A 19,885-nucleotide genomic window follows, 5' to 3' on the forward strand; every position below is an offset into this window, starting at 1 on the left:
GCTGTGGATAACTCTGTTCGGTGCCTAATTGATCACCCACGGGCAGGCGCGCGTTGAGCCTCTCGGGCTGTCGCCGACGACAAAGGGAGATGTCGCTTCTATTCTGCGGCTGCAGCGCCAAGCTCGCCAACGCCGGAAAGTAATCCCGCCATCATCAGGCCGATGAGACCGCCCAGCAAAACAATCAGCAACGGCCCCAGGAGCTGTGAGACCGCCTGAATCCTCCGCAAAGCAGCATCCTCCTCCAGCTTTCCACCCCGCTGAAGCATCACGCCAAGGGCCCCGGTGGATTCGCCAACCCCCACAAGGCGCACGATGGTCGATGGAAACCCCGCAACGCGGGCTAAGGCGTCCGACAACGCGCCGCCCTGCCGAACGTCTTGAGCAACGCTCTCCAGGCGCTTGCGCGCCAAGGGAGAGCGAACGGCCCTGGTCGCCAGTCTCAAGGCCGCCGTCATCGGCGCGCCTGAGGCCAACATTGCGCCCAGCGACATCGAAAAGCCCCCGTAGAGGATCCCGCCGCTGATCTTGCGCCAGGGCCCGACTAAGGAAAGCCAATCACCCAGTCGCGCAAGCAGCCCCATCCGCGCTGCCAGGATCGTCGCAACAACGGCGAGAGCACCGCTGATCGCTAGCGTGCTCACATTGTCCCGCAGAAACCGGCTCACCACGATCAGGCCGGTCAGGATCGAAGCGTCCTGCGATCCTCCTTCGGCGACCAAAGGTTCTAGCGAGGGCACGACGGCTAGCAGGATGACGCCGGCCGCGGCCAGGGTGCTGGTGAGCACGAACGCGGGATAGGCCAGCGCGCCGATCAGCTGTTGCCTCAGCCTGATGTCGGCCTCCAGCATTTCACCAGCGCGGCGAAGACCGCCGGCGAGATCTCCGGAAGCTTCCCCTGCGCCGACAAGAGCCGACACGAACCCATGACGGGGCGCAAGCACACGAGCAAAGGCGACGTCCAACGCCTCACCCGAACTGATTGTGTCGCTGAGGCGCTTGCTAGCCTGACCCATACGAGAACGCTCTGCGCGGGCCGCCAGAACCCCGAACGCCGAGCGCATATCAGCGCCCGCCGCCAGCAAGTCACTGAGGCTCATGAGAAGCTCGGCGCTTTCGCTATCGCGCAGAGCGCTACCTTGAGCCTCCGGCCCTCCGCGTCGCGAGATTTTCGACAGGGTGGACGGCGACAAGCCCTGGCGCTTGAGCCGTTCAAACGCGGCCTGCTCATGACTGGCAACGACCGTGCCGCGCACGCGCTTGCCGTCGCTTCCCGTGGCAACATACCGAAACTGAACGTCCTCAGCCATGCACGGCGCCCATGACCTCGTCCGGGGTCGTCACCCCTTCAACGGCCTTGGCGAGCCCGTCGAGCGCCATGCTGCGCAGACCCAAGGCTCGTGCCTTGTCAGCAATCTCGTCAACGGGCCGGCGATCTGCGATCTGGCGAAGAACCTCGTCGTCAGCCAAAAAGGCCTCAGCGATCGGGGCGCGTCCCTTAAACCCCGAGCCCTTACACCGCGCGCAGCCGACCGGACGGAAAACTTGGCCAAGCGGCGGCGCGCCATGGCTGGCGGCAAAAACGATCTCCGCCTCCGACGCGATCCCGGGCTGACGGCAGGCGCAGAGCTTGCGGACAAGGCGCTGAGCGACGGTCCCGCGGAAGGCCGCTGCCAATTGATAGGGCTCGACGCCCATGTCGAGCAAACGTGGCAGAACGGCCAAGGCGTCGTTGGCGTGGACCGAGGCCAAGACTAGATGCCCCGTCATGGCCGCCTGGATGGCGACGGCGGCGGTCTCCGGGTCGCGGATTTCGCCGACGAGAATGATGTCGGGGTCTTGTCGCAGGAACGAGCGCAAGGCCGCCGCAAAGGTCAGACCCAGATGCGGCGCCGCCTGGGTCTGGGATACATGCTCGAAATGATACTCAACCGGATCCTCAACGCTCAGCACCTTCTTGGGCGAGCCGGTAAAGGTCTCCAGCAGCGCGTAGAGCGTGGTCGTCTTGCCGCTGCCGGTCGGCCCTGTCACCAGGAAAATGCCATGGGGCATTCGCCCTGCCCGCTTGAGGACCTCAGTGACATCGGGCGCCAGACCAAGGCCCTCCAACTCCAACGGCACGGCGCTACGGTCGAGAATTCGCAAGACGGCCGCTTCACCAAAGACCGTAGGTGAAGTGGCGACGCGAACATCCACCGACTTTCCGCCGATCACAAAGCTGGTGCGGCCATCCTGAGGCAGGCGCTTTTCGCCAAGGTTGAGATTGGCGATGACCTTGATCCGCGACACCGCCGGCGCCGCAAGGTCAGCCGGGACGACCCGGTAGTCGACCATCCGGCCATCGACCCGCAGGCGCACTCGCAGGTCATGCCGACGGGGCTCAAAGTGGATGTCGGAGGCCCCGACCGCGATGGCTTCCTCAAAGGCCTCGGCAACGAGACGCGCTCCTCCCCCTTCGACGAGACCATCAGAGACCTGGTCGATTTCTCGTTCCAGACGACGCTCGTCCACGGCGTCAACGGTCGCCGCTTCCATACCAAAGCGCTCGTCAAAGGCTCGCCGCCAATCGGCCGCGCGCGCCGTCATCACCTTGACCGGCCGGCCGGTCGCAAAGACAAGCCCGGCAAGAGCTTCGTCGTCCAGAGGGTCGCAGGCCGCGCAGATCAGGGCTCCGTTGCGGATCTCCAAAGGCAGCACCCGCACGCGGCGCAGAAACTCTAGCGTGACGCCCAGATCGGTCAGATCAAGCTTGGCGGGCAGGCTTCGCGGTTCCCACACCTCGCAATCGGCGATGCGGGCATACTGCTCGGCCAGCTCATCATCCGATAGCTCGCCCAGTTGGTTGAGAACCTGCTCGACGGGCTGGCCGGTTCGTAGCGAAACAAGCTCGGCTCGGGAGATTGCCGACGGATCGACCCGGCCTTGGTCCAGCAAATCCTCAATCAGGCGCGCGCGGCGCGCGGCGGCGGGCTTGTTCATGGCAAGAGGTCCCCCAGCCCATGGGATTGCAACCCCCAACCCACCAGCCAGCCTCCAATGGCTAAGGCCGGCCCGAAGGCAATCACCCTACGGCCAGCCGGCACCCTCGACGCCTGGGCAAGACCGATGATCCCCGCCAGCGTGATCGCCCAGGGCGTGGCGGCTCCTAACCAAAGCGCCAGAGCAGCGGCCAGTTTTACATCACCCAGGCCAAGGCCCGGATCGCCGCGCTTTGCTTGGAAAGCAGCGCGCACTGACATCAGGACAAGAGCGGTCAAGACCGCTGCGGCCAGGCCTGCGAGTAAGGCTTCTGGACTGCGCCAAAAGGAAAGGCCAGCGCCTAAGCCCGCAACACCCAGCGTGGCCAGGTCAGGAAGCCTGCGGCAGGCGCTGTCGGCGCAGGCGGAGCCGATCAGTAACAGGCCCAAGACGGCGACGATGAGGGCTTGCGGAAGTGGAAGCGTCGCGACCGCCAGAAAAGCGATTACCGCGCCGCCGATCTCTCCCGCAAGATGAGCCGACGCGATCGGCGCCCGGCATTGGGCGCACGCGCCTCTAAGCGCCACGTAGGAAATCACCGGAACGGTCCGCACAAAGCCTAAGGCTATACCGCAGCCGTCACAGCGTGATCGTCCGCGGACCGCCTGCTCGCCTCGCGCCCAGCGCAGGCCCGCCGTTGCGGCAAAGCTGCCGGCAACCGCGCCCACAGGCGCTGCAAGGAGGAGCGCAGGCAGGATCATTGTAGGTCCGGAGCGCGCAGGTCACGTTTTGGCCCCTTGCCACCGACCGCGCGGTCAGCGCCAAGACTCACCACTTGGAACTGGCTCGCGTTGATCAGCTCATAGCCGATCTGTCCGCCCCACGGGTCCTTCAAGCCTTTGCTGCCCCGCAGATAGGGTCCAGTCCAGCCTTCGGCGTCGCCGGGCTCGGCGACGAGCACGCTCAAGCCCTCTTCTGGAGTCGGATAACGCCCCACGTCCGAGCGGAACATCTCGATGCTGGAGACCACGGTGTCGAGCTGCAGCTGAGCCGATTTAACCCGCGCGCGCGCGAGCTGACCCATCAGACTGGGCGTCAAGACCGCAGCAATCAGGCCAATGATCGCAATGACTACGAGCATCTCGGTGAGGGTGTAGCCGGCGTCGGGCTGCTGCGAGCGGGCCTCTACGGCGTGATCGTCGTCTGACATGGCCCTGTCCCTTTAGAGCGGCGTGAGAGGCTCCGCCAGATGATCGCGCTAGGCTGTTCTGAACGACCGATCAACCGCACAATGCGCTCCTCGGTCCATCCGTCCTCAGTCGCTGCCTGTAACCGCCAGATCTGACCACTTCGGCCGATCACGGTGTCGGCGGTTGGCGGCCGCGTCGGCATCAGAGCCAAAGCACTGGCCTGCCCCCACGGGGATATCGCGCTGGCCGCGCAAGCCTTCCAGTCAGTTGCGGCATCCACAGCGATGACGTCCGCCGGGGTCGCTGTGTCTGCCGACAAACGCGAAAGACGGTCCATCGCCTCGGACGAGTTAAGGGCTCCCAGCGGCTCCAACGCCTCTGGGCTCAGGTTGACCAGCGCCGCTAAACCGAGCTTCGGGGCTTCTGACTCAGCTAGAACCTGCACGGTTTCGCCGCCCGGCGCCGTCACGGTCCACAGGAGGCGAATTCCGCCCGCGCTGTTTAGAAGCCGCTCCACGGCCAACTGGCTGGCGGCATCCAAAGCATACTCGGCCTGGGCTCTTCTGAAATCCGCCTTCGCCAAGCGTAGCGAACTGACGCCGCGCACCATCAGAGCCGAAACCACTACGGCGATCGCCAGGCTCACGCCGATGGCCGCCACACTGGCGTAGCCGCCGTCGTGAGTGGGATCAGCGGGGCGCAAGACCACGAGCTTCGATTTCACGCATATCCAGCAGGAGGGATTCCGTCATCTGATCGGAAGCCTCGGGATCCCGCACGATCCTGGCGGTCAGTAAGACGATCAGCTCGGTTCGCGCCTCGTCTCGCCCCTGAGACTTAAAGAGGTTGCCCAGCACCCGTACATCCTTGAGACCCGGCAGGCCGCTATTGGTTTTGGTGCGGCGCTGGCTGATCAGGCCGCCCAGCGCCACCACGGCTCCGTCCTTCAGGACCAGTGTGCTCTCGAACTTGCGTTGCTGGATGGTCGGCGAGTCGATCCCGGAGGTTATCGTCTTGGCGACCGCGCTGACCTCTTGGCTGATCTCCAGCACAACCTTGTCATCGCCGCTGATGCGCGGCGTCACGTCCAGGATCACGCCGGTATTGCGATACTCCACCGTGCTGACCAAGGCCGGACTGGAGGTGGTCGTGCTGGTCGCTGTCTGGGTGACGATCGGCACTTGGTCGCCGATCGACAGGTGGGCCTTGTGATTATCCAGCGTTACGAGCTTGGGCGCAGAGACCACATCGATGTCGGTGCGTGATCCGAGCGCATTGACGGCGGCATCAATGTCCCCGCCCAAAAACGTTACCGAGAATCCGGGGAAACTGGGCCCGATTACGCCGCCGGATTGATAGATCGAGCGAGTGGTCAGCTTATCGGAGCCAATGCTCCTCCAGTCGACCCCGAACCTGAAATCGTTGGTCAGGCTAACCTCGATGATCGAGGCCTCGATCATCACCTGGCTGGGCGCACGATCAATTTGGGCCAGGGTTTCCTGCAGACCGATCCAGCGCGCGGCCGGCGCGCGCACGATCAGAGTGTTGCTGTCCTTATCGACACCAATGCGGACCCCGTCTTCAAGGGTCTCGGATGTCGCGTTGACGGAGTCTGACGAGGCTTCGTCGGGAGTGGTCGGCTTGTCGGACGTGTCACTGCGCGCTGACGTGGCCAAGCTGCTTTGGCTGGAGCCCTCCGCGGCGTTGGTGGACAAGACCTGCGTCAAGGTCCGGGCCAAGGACTGAGCCGAAGCGCTGCGTGGACGGTAGACGTAAAGCTGCGTGGAGAGGTCCCGAGACGGCGTGTCTAGCCGGGCAACCCAGGCGGCGACTTCGTTCAGAACCGGCTCCGTCCGAGCCGCGACGATGAGCCCGTTGAGGCGCTTGAGGGGCGCCAGCGCGACGCCTTGCACGCCGGCTGTGGTCAGGATCCTGTTCAGATCGGCCGACACGGCCGCAGCCGAGGCCTGGTTCAGTTGAAACCATCGGATTCGCGCGCCTTCGAAGACATTGCGATCAAAAACCTTGATCGTCTCTAGGGCCGCATCCAGCTCCGAACCGGAGCCTCCCAGGACGATCAAGCCTAGACTGTCATTGGCATAGAGCACCGCCTTGGAGCCGGTCATAGCTTCGAGCGCCTTGGCGACCTCCGTCGGCTTGGCGAAGGATAGCGGCGCCGCGACGACGTCGTACCCACCCCGGCGCGCGCTCGAGCTGGTTACGGCTCCTGGCCCCCGAAGCGATGCAGTCCCCCGCGCCTTTTCTCGCGGCACGAGGACGAGGCTTTCGCCTTGGCGCAGCAAGGCGATCTCACTGACCGCGAGAGCCGCCTCGAAGGCCTCAAGAAGTTGGGGCCGCGTCAGTCGCCGGTCGATCCGGAACGAGACCTTCCCGGTCACGGCCGGATCGATGGTGTAGGCAACCCCTAAAGCCAGGCCGAGGATTTCTTCGGCGACTTGAGCGACGTCTGCGTCGCGAAAGGCAAAGGTGAAAGCCTGCGCCGAACGTGAGGTATTGGCGACGTTTGGCCTCGATGGGGTCTGTGCCCACAGCGTTGCAGGGACGGCGGTCGCCAGCACCGCCACGCAGCTTAAAACAAGAGTTCGCTTCAAAACCATCTTACCCCCAGCTCGCCCAGAAAGCGGCGAGCTTACCCGCCCACGCCCATCGCCGGCGCGCTCGCGGGAGGCGGCGGCAGGCGATAGCCGGCGGGCGGCTGTTCATTCGACATTGTGTTTTGCTGGGGAGCCGACGGCGGCATCGCGCCCAGCGGCGCGGTCGTCTCGCCCAGCCGAAGGTCCCTGAGCCCCAAGGGCAAGTCCAGGGTCACCCGGCCGGCCCCGACCTCCCGTAGCCAGACGCCATCGCGGCGCTCGCCCAAAGTCAGCCACGCTGGAGCTTGGCCACCAATCGATAGTAAGGCGGCGCTTCGTCCGGGCATACGAGACAGACCCATCAACGTGACAGCAGGATCGGTCACGGGGTTGGGACCCGTGGTCATGGCAAAGAGCGGTGCTCCGCCGATCGCGCTGGAAAGACCCGAGGACTTCGCTGCGCTAGGCGGTGGCAATGCATCTACACGCGCTTGGAGGTCAGCGAGCGGATCGTTGCGCCCGGCTGCCAGCCACGCCAACGCGCCCAGTGTCAGGCCGACCGCGCTGGCCGTCACGACTATCGAAGCGCGGAAGTCGAGCAATAGAACCGTCCTGAAAATTGCAACGTGGCCGAAGAGGTCTGGGAGACCAGATCTACGCTATCGGCGAAAATCAGTGGGCGCGCGCCCTCTAATGATTTGAGTAGTCCCAGCACCTGCTCATAGCCGCCGGTGGCCTTGAAATGCACAGTCCCCGCCTGCATCGCCAGCCCATCGCTTTGGGGTAGAGGGGCAAAGTTGAGATGGGCAAGTTCGAAGGTTCCCTGGGCCGCGGACCGTAATGACTGTTCGATCTGCCGCCCCCCTTGCAAAAGATCGCCTTCGCAGACGGCGCCTCTGGGCAAGCTGGCGGGGCCGCCCGATATCTTGCTCAAGGTTTCAATGCGCTCGATTTTCTGGGCCAGCGCTGCACGTCGCTCGGTAAAGTTGGCAGGCTTGGCCAGGGCCGACAGGCCAAGCGCAGCAGCGACCGCCAGCACGCCTGCGGCCATGGCGCTAGCGATGGCAAGACCCGGGCCCGACTGGAAAGGCGGGCTCATGGCTCACCCCTGCCCGACGGCGGCTGCACGCCCCATAGCCAGACCCCGCGTCGCAAGGGTCTGTCCACACGGCGCACGCTTCGATCGGTGCTCTTAAAAGGCGATGTGTCGGTGCGCGCTTCAACCGCCGAAAGTCCACGATCCCAGCGCCAGGCTTCAATCCGCGCGTCGGGATCGCGCGCGCTCATCGCCCAGGCAAGGTCGGCCGTAACCGTCTCAACCCGATAGCCAGGCCTTGCCGCCAGGAGTGCTGACGATTGACGCCAAGCGGCTTGCGCAGCCTCAGCACGGCGCAGCTTACTCGTGGCCTGGTCTTCAAGGAAGGACAGACGCTCCTCGGCCTCGGATCGCGCGAGAAGGGCCGCCGTAACCGCTATGAAAACGGTTGCTACGACGACTGCGCTGGCGGCCGCGACAAACAGAGAGCGCCGCGCGCGCCGCGCCAGCGCATCGGCCGGCTCGAAAGTCAGCTCAATGGTCTGTCCATCGACATCCACGGCGCAGGTGATGCGCTCGGAAACCTCTGCGGCGCGAACAAAGCCAGCAGCGAACTTGCCCGGTTCCCCCGATCGCCAGGGCGTCAGACGTTTAAGGCGGACCAGCGTCTCGGCGATGGGCAGCGGAGCGCTATGACGCGCCTCAAGTAGCGCCGCCTTGGACTGTTCCCAAGGCAGGCCCGGAGGCGCCTGAACCAGCCGCGCGAAAACTGAAGGCCGTCGCGCAGGCTCGCGATCATCCTCGCCGACGCTCGAGACAGAGGGGAGCCGAAGATCGAGATCGTCGTCCTCGTCCACCAACCGCAAATCCACGCCCAGCCTCATGGCGTTACAGTCCGGCATGCACCAATGACGCCATCAAACTGGCAATCCCGCGGCTCTTGAACCCTCAGCCTGGCAAGCGCCACCGGGGGCGCGGTGCGGTCGCCTCTGACAATCACCGCTCGCAAAAGTCCGCCGCCGTCTCGTGGCCAAGCGTCTGTCTCGCCCAGTGCGTCGACATAGGCAAACCGCGCTGGAGCGTTCTTGATTGGCACATGCGCCGTAGTCTGGCGCCGTCCTCGCACCTGCATCACGCTATCGCTCGCAGCGGCCGACAGACTGGCCCCGCAAACCTTGTCCCCGCACTGAAACTCCAGTTTGGTCGCCGAGCCGGCAAAGTGTTGAGCTCCGTTGGTGATAAAGGGCCCCTCGCCTGCCAACAGTTGCTCCAGGCCATGGTCGACAATACGCACGTTCATCAGCGCTCGGGTGGCGCGATTGGAGGCCAGCTGTTGTTTTCCGATCAGGCTTGCGACCAGGCCAAGGCCGCCCAGCGCCATCCCAAGGATGGTCAAGGCCGCCAGGGCTTCGACCAAGGTATAGCCCTCGTCGTTCATGGTGCAGCCGGAGCGAAACAAAGCTCGAGGGCGTTGATTTGATAGACCCGGGCTGTACGCTTTGACCTGGCGGACGCTGATACGCTGCAGGGTATGATGCGGGCTTTTGTTGCGCCAAATCTTGTGGCCTCCAGCCGCCAGCTAAGGCCGCCTGCCTCGCCCGTCTCGATGCCAGGGCGCCCAGAATAGAGGACCAAGCGTTCGCGCAGGAGGATTTCGGCAGCCTTCGTCTCGGCGGCGATTCTCGAAGCACGGGCGGCGATTTGGGCCGCTACCAGCGAAAGCGAAAGGCTGGACGCCAAGATGGTCACAGCCACTAGCGCATCGACGGCCGCAAAGCCCCCTTCACCCGATCCATCACAGTCCTGCCCCTGGCGCAAAACCACCCCAACCCACGCCGACACGCGTCCCCTGAAGACATCGGTCCTCAGGCTTTTTGGTATCACGACGTCCCGTCCGGTGAACAGTCGATTTCAACCTTGCCGGGCGAGTTGCATGGCATGCTCTCTGGCTCTTGAACAATTTCTGGGAATGATCACAAGTCGGGTTCGATCACGCCCCTGCCGGACTGCGGCGGTGTGGATTCTCGTCCGGGCCGACATCGAGCGACATGAGAGCTGGCAAAATCGTTGCGAGGGTATCGGGTTCGTCAGGGCTCCAGAGGATGCCTCGTCCATCGGCGGGACTAGCGCTGGCGATATTTGGTCACTGTATTGCCTTGGGCCTGGCGGCCCTGGTGAGCCAAAGGCCAGAAGAGCCCGTTGTTGAGGCGGCTATTTCCGTGACGCTCGTCGCATCATCACCAGGCGCATCAGGCGGTTCGTCTCGCCCTGTCTCTCAGTTGGCGGAATGGGGCCAGAAGCTTTCATCCCCGGTTGTCCAGCAGCAGCACCGTTCGATCTCGTCATTGGACGAGCTTTTCGCCAAGCCCGCAGATCCGTCGGTGGCGACAGGCCATGCGACCTCGACAGACCAAACCGCCAGTCTTGGCGAAGGCACAATTGACTATATGGCGGCGGCTTCTCTGCCACCGGTGGGGCAGCGACCGGCAAAGCCACGGGGCGGGATTTGGGAACAGATTTCGGCGTGCTGGCGGCCGCTAACGGCGCAGAAAGTGACCTTGGTTGTCGATCTCAAAACTGATGGACGACTGAAAACTCCGCCGAAGGCTCTGCGGCGGCAGGACGAGCCCATGGATGCTCCGCAACGGGGAGCGGAGTCTGCCGCCGCTCGGGCCGTTGAAGCTTGCGCACCCTACGTTGGTGTCAAGGAGCAGCGCTACCAGGTGGAGTTTCCGGCATCGTGAGGCTCCCAACTTGCAACATGGGGCTGGCTATGAAGTGAATGCCCACTGAAACAAGGAAATATCAGGCCCAACGCGGCTTTCGACGATTAGATTGTCATTTACGAACAAGCGCTATTGCGGCCAATCCACATCTAATCGAAATCTAGAAAATGAGAGCACCCCAATTGCTATAATCTGCCCCTTCGATCCATCATCAGTGAACCGCTGGCTTGACCATCGCCCAACTCCCAGGCTCCTTTAGCTTGGCGAACTGTGCAGAATTGACTCAACGTGGGTCGCCCATGAACCCGTGCTTTACATCACCGAGTGGGTCGGCTAGCGGCATCGGTAAGGCAAAGCTTAGGGTTGTCGGCGCCGGTGCCTAAATCGCCGCCGATGACTTTGCGGGAGAATGTGTTGAAGCGTTTACGGCCGGTTTCCCTCTTCGCTGTCACGGTGGCCATGGCTTGCTCGGTAAGCGTGAGCACTCAGGCACAAGTCGCCACGGGCAATAGAGGGCCGTCCTGCGCCCCGAAGGTTCTCCTGCTGGAAAAGCCGGCAACCCCCAGGCCATTGCAAGCGACGATCCGCCCCATAGAGGCGTCGCCCGCCTGCTCCGATCTAGATGGCGATGCTCTACATATCCGAGAAATCTCGCCCCCAACTAATGGGGCGATAGCAACGCTGGAAGGAGATACGGTCCAAATCTCCAACCTTCAGCTAGGCCCTACGACCTTGTTCTACACGGTGACAGACGGCCATGGTCTGGCTGTGCGCGGCGCGTTGACAATCGTGGCGAGGTAACGGCCTGAGGTTCGGCCTGGTTTGAGTTTTGATGGTCGCGGGGGCGAAATCGGTCATGACAGTACGCAGAAAGCTGGCGGGCACGGGGCTTTTTCTGTGCCTTGCGTTGCTGGGCGCCGCGCCAGCTTTGGCCGAGACGGCCTACAAATACGATGTTCATGGGCGGCTCGTGCAAGTCATGCGCCTAACCACGGGCGAAGAGATTACCTATACCTATGACAACGCCGACAACCGCACGGCCATGACCAGCGTCCTAAAGTTTCCGGTCATGCAAGGGTGGGAAGCCGAGGATTCTCCCTACCACCTCATCGGCGCAGCAACGGCCGATGGCTGGACGGCGCCGGCATCCACACCCGCTGGCGCGCTAAATTACGGACCGTATGCTACGAACATCGAAGTCGGCGCGAACTTGGGCGTCTGGCGGCTGATGATTGGCAACGAAGCAGTTTCGCCTAACCTGGAAATACTCCGCCTAGATGTCTTTGACGCAACCGCAGGCCAGATCGTGGCGCAGCGCAGCCTGCGTAGGCCTGACTGGAAGGCGGACTTTACCTATGAATATTTTACGCTGCCCTTTGATTGGGCTAGCAGTCGGTTAGGCCACACTTTCGAACTCAGAGCGTTCTACACGCCATCGGTCACGGTTTGGGAAGACCGGATCGGTTTGGCCGCCAAGACTTTGCGAGGCCCCGAGGCGGGTACAGCGACTACGAGTTGGGAAGCCGAAAGCGGTCTGCCGCATGTGGTCGGTTATTCGGATGGCGACGGCTGGGCCGCCAGCACATCCACGGCGGCCGGCGCCATGACCTACGGCCCTTACACCGTGCTGGCGGCAGGGCAGCGCGTGGCTCTTTGGACACTGATGGTCGGCGACATCGCTGCGGCTCAGGACGAGACCGTTCGCCTTGAAGTCTTCGACAGCACTCAAGGCGATGTGGTGACTTTTCGCAGCTTGACCCCGCAGGCTTTCAGCATGGCCATGACCTACGAGACATTTGGCGTCCCCTTCACCGTCGACGCCTCGCGCAGCGGGCATACTTTTGAGTTTCGAACCTTCTTTCGACCGCGCGCCTATGTGCGGGTGGACAAAGTCGGCCTGCGATAAGGTGGGGAACCACACCGGCCGATAGGCGCTGCTGGTACAGCCCATGTCGGCTAAAACAAAAAGCTCACATTTCGCTTAGCGCTTTAGCGGAAGGTTAGGACGCCCATTCTGAGCATGGCCTCTTCACCTTCGATAAAATCAGAGGCCTGATCAGAAGCGTTAGATCCAACGGTCGTCGAGCGCTGTTTGGCTGCAAGCTGGATAGGCTTCGCATTCTGATCGCTATTCGCAGGCTGATCCTGCTTGAGCGCATAGGTTCCGGTCGTCACCATGCTCGTGCGATTTCCGGCTGCATCGTAGGTGTAGGTCGCATTTCGGCCAGCGGTGCTGTTGGCGGTCAAGAGCCTGCCGCGCGCGTCATAGGTGTATGTGATGGTCGCGGCGCTGGCTTGGCCGAGCATGCCAAGCGTCAAAGCTCCGGCCACCAAAGCCCGGGCACATGTTTTTCTCGACACGATCATTTTCCACACCACCGGTTGCCATGGAACCCAGATAAGACGGTGAACTGCGAAAGCCAGGGCGTGCAATCGAAAATTGCACATGCCAAAAAATTTTCCAAAAATTGCTCGGTGCCTAGTTGCAAAATTTAGGATTGCAGCTGAGCTTCGGGCCAAGGTGCAGCTCTCTGTCGTAAGCGTTGGATTGAGCCGCCCTTTGTCAGTAGGGGGACTTGTGGCTCATCGACTTTCTCGGCTCGCGCGTCTGAGCGCGCTGCTTTGCGCTTCGACCTGCTTCAGCACAATTGCACACGCGCAAAGTGCGCCAATCCCGCCAGAAAGGTTTGAAATTGACGCGCGCGGCGTGGACGTCATTAGCGGCAAATTTTTTACCGGCACACCGTCGATTGCTGTCGGTGACCCCTCCAGTGGCGGCCTTACATTCAGCCGGGCTCTGTTGGGCTACAGCGGAGTTCTGAACGACGGAGGCTGGCGAGATCTCCAGCTCGGGACAATCAGCAGCTCAGGCACAACCTTTTTTGTCACAATCGCGAACAGTACAGAAACCTTCACCAAGAGCGGCTCGAGCTTCAACTCGAATAGCGGGAGCGGCGCTACGCTTGTGGCTGTAGGGACCACAGGGTTCACCTTCACATCACGAGATGGCTTTGTAGCCAGCTTCGATGTCGCCTATGCGAAGAATGCAAGCAACTACTTCGGCGCTAACGAAGCGGTGATGACAAGCTTGCTCGCTCCAAATGGACTCAAGACAGATTTTAACATTGTCGTCGGCGAGATTTGCCAAAAGCCTGTCAACGGCCAATGCACAAGCTATGGCTACGTTTCCCGCATCCAGTCTGTATCTAATAATCTTGGATACCAGATACATTACGATTATTCGACAAATACGCCATCTGTTGGGTTGGCGGGTTGGTCGAAACTCATCAAGGCGACGGCACTTAACACCGCAGTCGATTACTGTGATCCCCTCGCATTCTCGTGCACCTATTCACAGACGTGGCCGAGCCTTACGTTTGCATCGGTAACGGGATCGGTTTCGGTAAACGACCAATCTAACCAAGCAACGACTTATTACTTCCCAAACAACGGGACCCTAAGCGCGATACGCCGACCAAGTAGCACAGCCGACGATGTCGCAATCACCTACAATGCCGGCAAGGTCAGTAGCGTTACAAATGCTACCGGGACGTGGAACTATGCATACGCTGACTCTGGTTCGACACGGACCACAACGGTCACTGGGCCGTTGTCCCACCAATCGGTCTACATCGCCAATCTCAGTTCCAATCGCCTGACTTCCGTCACCTTGGTTAACGGTGCTCAGAGCTACGTGCGGGCCTTTGAGTATGACGGCAGTGGGCGGGTGACCAAACTAGTGAACCCTGAAGGCGTCGCAGCAGGGTCGTCCGGGGACTATCTGCAGATTGCATACGATGGTCGCGGCAACATCACTTCGCAAACTTACAAGGCCAAATCGGGATCTGGCCTGGCTGATATCGTGACCAGTGCCAGCTATTCGGCTTCGTGTTCGAACGCCAAGGTCTGCAACCAGCCCAACACGACCACCGATGCCTTGGGTAAGGTCACTGACTACACATATGACTCTGGACATGGCGGGCTGCTCACCATTACACCGCCGCCTCCGTCAACAGGTGCGTCCAGACCCCAGGTGCGCTACACTTATGGTTCGCGGAACGCATGGTACAAGAACGCTGCGGGCACTCAGACCCAGGCCCCAACGGCCATCACGCTCTTGACGGAAACCTCCGCGTGCGCGGGCGCTTTCCCATGCTCCGGTTCAGCGTCTGAATCCAAGTCCACAATCACTTACGGCACGACGGGCGTTGCCAACAATCTGCTTCCGACGAGCGTGTCTTCCGGTTCTGGCGACGGGGCTCTTACCGCTGTAACGGCAATCACGTATGATGCGGTAGGCAATGTTCGCACCGTTGATGGCCCGTTGGCCGGTACGGGCGACACCACGCGCTATTATTATGACGCTGCTCGCCAGACGACTGGTGTCGTTGGAGCCGACCCGGACGGCGGTGGCGCGCGAAAGAGCGCCGCTGCTCGGGTGACCTATGACGCCAAAGGAAATCCTACCCTCAGCGAGATAGGAAGCGCCTCAGATCAAACCGACACGGCTTGGTCGACGTTTACCGTCTTCCAGAAGCAGGCGACGACCTATGATGCATACGGACGCAAGATCCAGGATAGTCTGCAGTCGGGCGCGACGACCTATGGCGTGACTCAGTATGCCTATGATGCGGTCGGAAGGCTCTCCTGCACTGCGGTTCGAATGAACTCCGCGGTCTTTGGGTCATTGCCTGGGGCCTGCTCACTGAGCACCACGGGCACCGACGGACCGGATCGGATCACTTACAACAGCTACAACGCCATCGACCAATTGCTCTCGGTAACGGCCGGCTACGGAACAGCCGGCGCAGGCCAGGATGTCGCCTTCTCCTACACACCCAATGGCACGGTTGCGACAGCGGCGGACGCGAATGGAAATCTCACGACTTATGAATATGACGGTTTTGACCGTCCGGTGAAGACCCTCTATCCGATCGCCTCCAATGGTTCGATCAGTTCAACGACCGACTACGAGCAAGTCACCTATGACATGGCGAGCAATGTGCTCAGCAGTCGCCGCCGCGACGGAAATACGATAAGCTTTTCGTACGACAACCTCGGCCGCCTGACCCACAAGGGCGGGCCTGTGCCGGACACCGACTATGCCTATGACAATCTTGGCCGGCTCACTTCGTTAAGCTATTCCAGCGGCGCCGCAGCCAACTACGCCCATCAATTGACCTTGGCCTACGACGCCCTGGGGCGAAACACCAGCCAGGCGGGCGTTCTGGGAACCATGAGCTACCAGTATGATCTCGCTGGCCGCCGCACCCGGATCACCTGGCCTGACGCCTTCTACGTCACCTACGACTACGACGGCGCGGACCGGATGAAGAATATCTGGCAGAGCGACGGGACACGCATCTGGGCGGTCGCCTATGACGATCTGGGCAGGCGGGAATATGAATGGTCCGGAGCTGGAGGCCCCGCGAAAGAGACCAGCTACAGCTATGACGCAGTCTCGCGACTTACCGGCCTGACACTGAATCTGGCTGCCACCGCCCAGGACCAGACCTACGGTTATACCTATAATGCCGCTGGTCAGATCAAAAGCCGCGCGGCAAGCAATGAGACCTACAACTGGATGAGTGGCGGCCCGGTGAGCCGCTCCTACGGGTCAAACGGACTGAATCAACTGACGACCTCAGGGCCGCTGACCTTGGGTTATGACACTCGAGGTAACCTCACCTCCGATGGATCGACAACCTTCAACTACGATGTGCAGAACCAACTGGTCAGCGCCTCGACCGGCGCGACGCTTGGCTACGACCCTGCGGGCCGCCTGTCGCAGATCTCGGCCAGCACGGCCACCCGCTTCCTCTACGACGGCAACACTCTCGCCGCCGAGTACAATACAAGCGGCACCCTTCTACGCCGCTACATCCCCGGCCCCGGCGTCGATGAGCCGATCGCTTGGTACGAAGGCGCAGGCACATCAGACCGCCGATGGCTTGCGGCAGACGAACGCGGTTCGGTCGTGGCGGTAACCAACGCTTCAGGCGCGGCGACCGCCATCAACACCTATGACGAATATGGCTCACCCGGGGCCGGCAATGTGGGCCGCTACCAGTACACCGGCCAGACTTTCATCTCTGAACTGGGGATCTACAATTACAAGGCGCGCATGTACTCTCCGACCCTGGGCCGGTTCATGCAGACCGATCCCATCGGATACGCCGATGGGATGAACTGGTACGCCTATGTCGGAAATGACCCAATAAATAACAAAGACCCGTCAGGACTTATGAACGTCAGAGAGAAAAGGTCTTGCACTAGCTCGTTAGTGCCAGGACGTGCTGGCGAGATTGACATAATTGTATTGAGTTGCAAGACATACTACTTCCTCGTCGATGATCATTTAAGTGTTGAGATCAAAGTTGGTGTTGGCCCTGCACAATATTCAGTTCCGGATAAAAAGCAACAAATCTGCCTGGCCTGGAGAGCGCTTGATGTATTAGACAAGGGGTCAAAAATTGGCGAGCGCTCTGGCCTCGCAATTACCGGCGTGGGGGGGGCTGCGGCTCTCGCTGGACTTGCATTTGAAGGTGTTGGCGCTTTGCCGGGACTGGGCATGATGGCTGTGGGCAACAGAGTCACAGCTGCGAGCGGAGTCGTTGGCCTGACCGCAAATGCAGGGAAAGCCTCTTTGGGCGATCGGGCTGCAATGATCTCTCTTGGAACAAGCTTAGCCCAACAAATTGACATTACGCGACTAGTTAAATATAAACCAAGTGCTTCGCAGAAAGCCTCTATAAACGCAGGAAAGGATGCTGGCGATATAGGAGCAGGAGCGATGTCGGATCAAATTACTAGCGCAATGAAGAATCCATGCTCAGAATAGTAAAGAACGCCATATTGGTAACCTTATTGATTACAAGCACGTTGTGTGCCTTCACAGTTGTTATGGTTCCGAAAATTTCGGAAGCGCCGCTGCTGAAATGGAGCATAATATTTTATATATTCGCCTCTACCGCAATTTGCTCAGTATTGGTTAGCCGTAAAAAGCTATCAACGTCACTCAATTACGCAAACTCGAAAGCAAAGTGGCTAATTGTAAGCTCTGTAACAATACTTGCCGCAACTATGGTAATTGTGCCAGAAATTGATCCGCAATGGTATGTTAATGTAAAGATTACTATATTTGTATCTTTAGCATTTATTTTGGGAATTATTTTAATGCTCTCTTATTTCTACATCAATAGCACAAAACGAAAGAGATAAATATTATACCTGAAATATTCTATCCCACGATTAACATTTTCGATGCTATAAGCTTAACATTAATTATCTCCACTACAGGCGAAACGCACCGATTAGAGTGGAGACGATGTGAAGCCAATATCGGGTGCTGTCAGTCTAACGCTAACTTGTCTCCACTTTCGGCCTCAACGGGGCTCGGGTTCGGAGATGGTTCGTGCAGCTCTCATTCAAGCGCCACCGGTTTCCAGCCGAGGTCTTAAGGCACGCCGTCGGTGCTGTCAGTCTAACGCTAACTTGTCTCGGTGCTGTCAGTCTAACGCTAACTTGTCTCCACTTACGGCCTCAACGGGGCTCGAGTTCGGAGATGGTTCGTGCAGCTCTCGTTCAAGCGCCACCGGTTTCCAGCTGAGGTGATAAGGCACGCCGTCTGGCTGTATTTCCGCTTCACCCTGAGCTTTCGCGACGTCGAGGAGATGATGGCCCAGCGGGGCGTCGACGTCAGCTATGAGACCATCCGCTGCTGGACGATCAAGTTTGTGACGTGACCCCCATTTCTCATCCAGCCGTAACGAGAATCCTGGGTTCAGTGGCGCCGTCGGTGGTGTCGGGGTCCCGGGAGATCGATGGAAAGATTCTATCTTGTCCGGTCGAAATGCTCGAAGTACGTTGCTGCATGGACTAAGGCGGACGGCCTCAAACGTCATGGGTGTATGGCGGCCCTAAGCGCCAGCAGGAAGATCGGCCGCCTTAATGGGCCGGGGTCCACTTTCCACTAGCCCTTTTGGAAAAGGCCCAAATATGACTACGCTCCAGTACCTCTTCGAACTCGGCTTTACTCATGCCGGGCGCTACCAAGGGACCACCTTCACCATCCGCGATGAATGGCTGAAGCGCGAGGTCATATACGCGTGGGTTGATGCGTCAGCCTCCGAGCCAAAACTCGTCCGCTTCGGAATAGCGTGTGGCCATTCGGGTTTCGGCGGACGATACCTCCTATACAATCGGTGGCTTGCAGGTCAGTTCAAGCCCGACTCCGCTGAAGAGCAGCAGAAGCGCGCGCTCTTTCTGAAGCGCCTGAGCTCTGGATTGGAGATCTACGCGCTTCAAGTTCCTGACAAACGCGCCGCTCTCGCGACCGAGGCAACCCTCCGCCGCGCTTGGGGAGCATCGCTGGATCTCGACCTCATGGCCAAGGGAAGCTGGGCAAAGGGCGAAATGGCAAAGTGGCGCGCGACACTCAAGAAGCCTGACAAGCCTAAGAGTCCTCAGGCTGATAAAATTGCTCGGCCAAAGCCCCTCCGCCAGACCCGCCTGGGCACATCAGCGGTCGCGCTTCATCAGCGCCTTGAACAGGGTCTCTCTGGTCTTGGGCTGACGCCAATGCCGCTCGCAAGTGGACGCGGCACTTCCTATCGGCTCGGAGGAGCGGCACCAATCCGTATCGACCCCAAGCAGGCGTTCCTCCGTATCTGGGTGGGCGAAGATGACGAAGCTCGCGCTCCAAGTCAGCTCAGGGGTTCCTATGCTCAAAAAGGTTGGCTGATCGCCTATCCCGCAGATGCCAACATGGTGGAAGATTATGTTCTGCGCTGCGCCCGCCAACGACTGAAGGACCTATAGGCAGCCGAACTATCAACCAATATCTTCGTTCGGCCGCCGGGGGCTGTGCGCGGCCTTGCCAGACTAAACGGCGTTGCCATGGCGCTGAAACCTTGGCCAGTCCCTTGCGCTTGCTCAGCTCGTGAACAAGCCTATTTCGCTGCCCCCAATCTTGGACGCGCCAGCGGCAAAGCTCATCGGCCGATTGCTGTGACCCCCCCCCCTTCGGAGCGTTGGCGGATCACATCAGATCGCCACGCACACCATCGATCTTTAATCCCATGCCTCGCTGCTCGACCGCCTGACCCACCACTGCGACATCGTCGAAACCGGCAACGACAGCTGGCGGCTCAGGAATCGCGCCTGACCGGCGCTCTCCGCGTCATCCACAACTTGTTCAACCTCCCCCAGACCCCCTCCCGGGCAGCTGAAAGATCAGTGGCTCACTAGGCGGCGACGCGCTGCGCTAGCTGACCGCTACGCACCTCGCCGCCGGTCCGTGAACAGAGCGTAGAGGGGTCAATATTGGACGCCGATCGGGGGTCAGTTTTGAACGCCGTTTGACAATTACGACAACCGCCA

15 protein-coding genes and 2 pseudogenes are annotated in these 19,885 nt (G+C 60.7%); 6 read left to right on the forward strand and 11 right to left on the reverse strand.

Going from position 1 to position 19,885, the window contains the following annotated elements; translation table 11 throughout:
* Nucleotides 1-98: 98 nt before the first annotated feature.
* The 10 genes from ACW179_RS17150 to ACW179_RS17195 are packed head-to-tail and all read right to left on the reverse strand — an operon-like array spanning nt 99 to nt 9,216.
* Entirely contained in the window at nt 99-1,310 is a 1,212-nt protein-coding gene (locus ACW179_RS17150) for a type II secretion system F family protein (RefSeq protein ID WP_492060672.1), read from the reverse strand.
* Complete coding sequence (locus ACW179_RS17155; RefSeq protein ID WP_492060673.1) at nt 1,303-2,979, reverse strand: GspE/PulE family protein; 1,677 nt, start codon at nt 2,977-2,979, stop codon at nt 1,303-1,305. Before ACW179_RS17155 ends, ACW179_RS17150 begins: the two co-directional genes overlap by 8 nt.
* Nucleotides 2,976-3,719 carry a prepilin peptidase gene (locus ACW179_RS17160; RefSeq protein ID WP_492060674.1) on the reverse strand — a complete coding sequence of 248 codons (744 nt, stop codon included), beginning with the start codon at nt 3,717-3,719 and terminating at the stop codon, nt 2,976-2,978. The genes ACW179_RS17155 and ACW179_RS17160 overlap by 4 nt, the downstream gene beginning before the upstream one ends.
* On the reverse strand, nt 3,716-4,168 hold the full coding sequence (gene gspG, locus ACW179_RS17165) for a type II secretion system major pseudopilin GspG (protein WP_492060675.1): 453 nt from the start codon (nt 4,166-4,168) through the stop codon (nt 3,716-3,718). Before gspG ends, ACW179_RS17160 begins: the two co-directional genes overlap by 4 nt.
* Nucleotides 4,144-4,872: a hypothetical protein gene (locus tag ACW179_RS17170; protein ID WP_492060676.1), complete on the reverse strand. Its 729-nt coding sequence runs from the start codon at nt 4,870-4,872 to the stop codon at nt 4,144-4,146. The genes gspG and ACW179_RS17170 overlap by 25 nt, the downstream gene beginning before the upstream one ends.
* Nucleotides 4,838-6,766 carry a type II secretion system secretin GspD gene (gene gspD, locus ACW179_RS17175; RefSeq protein ID WP_492060677.1) on the reverse strand — a complete coding sequence of 643 codons (1,929 nt, stop codon included), beginning with the start codon at nt 6,764-6,766 and terminating at the stop codon, nt 4,838-4,840. The genes ACW179_RS17170 and gspD overlap by 35 nt, the downstream gene beginning before the upstream one ends.
* A gap of 32 nt (nt 6,767-6,798) precedes the next feature.
* Entirely contained in the window at nt 6,799-7,344 is a 546-nt protein-coding gene (locus tag ACW179_RS17180) for a hypothetical protein (protein ID WP_492060678.1), read from the reverse strand.
* Nucleotides 7,320-7,841, reverse strand: a complete 522-nt coding sequence (locus ACW179_RS17185) for a GspMb/PilO family protein (protein ID WP_492060679.1) — start codon at nt 7,839-7,841, stop codon at nt 7,320-7,322. The genes ACW179_RS17180 and ACW179_RS17185 overlap by 25 nt, the downstream gene beginning before the upstream one ends.
* Nucleotides 7,838-8,662, reverse strand: coding sequence for a hypothetical protein (locus ACW179_RS17190; RefSeq protein ID WP_492060680.1), 825 nt, complete (start codon nt 8,660-8,662; stop codon nt 7,838-7,840). Before ACW179_RS17190 ends, ACW179_RS17185 begins: the two co-directional genes overlap by 4 nt.
* Nucleotides 8,659-9,216 (reverse strand): prepilin-type N-terminal cleavage/methylation domain-containing protein, encoded by a 558-nt coding sequence (locus ACW179_RS17195; RefSeq protein ID WP_492060681.1) that lies wholly within the window; start codon nt 9,214-9,216, stop codon nt 8,659-8,661. Before ACW179_RS17195 ends, ACW179_RS17190 begins: the two co-directional genes overlap by 4 nt.
* Before the next feature lie 781 nt (nt 9,217-9,997).
* On the opposite strand from ACW179_RS17195, the gene ACW179_RS17200 reads away from it, so the two are divergent.
* The gene (locus ACW179_RS17200; protein WP_492060682.1) at nt 9,998-10,522 is read left to right on the forward strand and encodes a UCP034077 family protein; all 525 of its coding nucleotides are present in this window, start codon (nt 9,998-10,000) and stop codon (nt 10,520-10,522) included.
* 814 nt (nt 10,523-11,336) lie between these two features.
* On the forward strand, nt 11,337-12,410 hold the full coding sequence (locus tag ACW179_RS17205; protein WP_492060683.1) for an RHS repeat domain-containing protein: 1,074 nt from the start codon (nt 11,337-11,339) through the stop codon (nt 12,408-12,410).
* 83 nt (nt 12,411-12,493) lie between these two features.
* Here ACW179_RS17205 and ACW179_RS17210 read toward each other — a convergent pair whose 3' ends face one another.
* Nucleotides 12,494-12,952 carry an RHS repeat domain-containing protein gene (locus ACW179_RS17210; RefSeq protein WP_492060684.1) on the reverse strand — a complete coding sequence of 153 codons (459 nt, stop codon included), beginning with the start codon at nt 12,950-12,952 and terminating at the stop codon, nt 12,494-12,496.
* 130 nt (nt 12,953-13,082) lie between these two features.
* Between ACW179_RS17210 and ACW179_RS17215 the strand changes: the two genes are divergently transcribed.
* From ACW179_RS17215 to ACW179_RS17230, 4 genes and pseudogenes are all read left to right on the forward strand, one after another.
* Nucleotides 13,083-17,345, forward strand: a complete 4,263-nt coding sequence (locus ACW179_RS17215) for an RHS repeat domain-containing protein (protein WP_492060685.1) — start codon at nt 13,083-13,085, stop codon at nt 17,343-17,345.
* A gap of 730 nt (nt 17,346-18,075) precedes the next feature.
* Nucleotides 18,076-18,240 (forward strand): annotated as a pseudogene (locus ACW179_RS17220) (IS6 family transposase); the annotation flags it as partial.
* A gap of 262 nt (nt 18,241-18,502) precedes the next feature.
* Nucleotides 18,503-19,324, forward strand: coding sequence for a hypothetical protein (locus tag ACW179_RS17225; protein WP_492060686.1), 822 nt, complete (start codon nt 18,503-18,505; stop codon nt 19,322-19,324).
* Nucleotides 19,325-19,589: 265 nt separating this feature from the next.
* Nucleotides 19,590-19,670: pseudogene (locus ACW179_RS17230) on the forward strand (ATP-binding protein); the annotation flags it as partial.
* Nucleotides 19,671-19,885 lie beyond the last annotated feature (215 nt).

It is taken from the genome of Caulobacter sp. AVps18 (assembly GCF_058681425.1).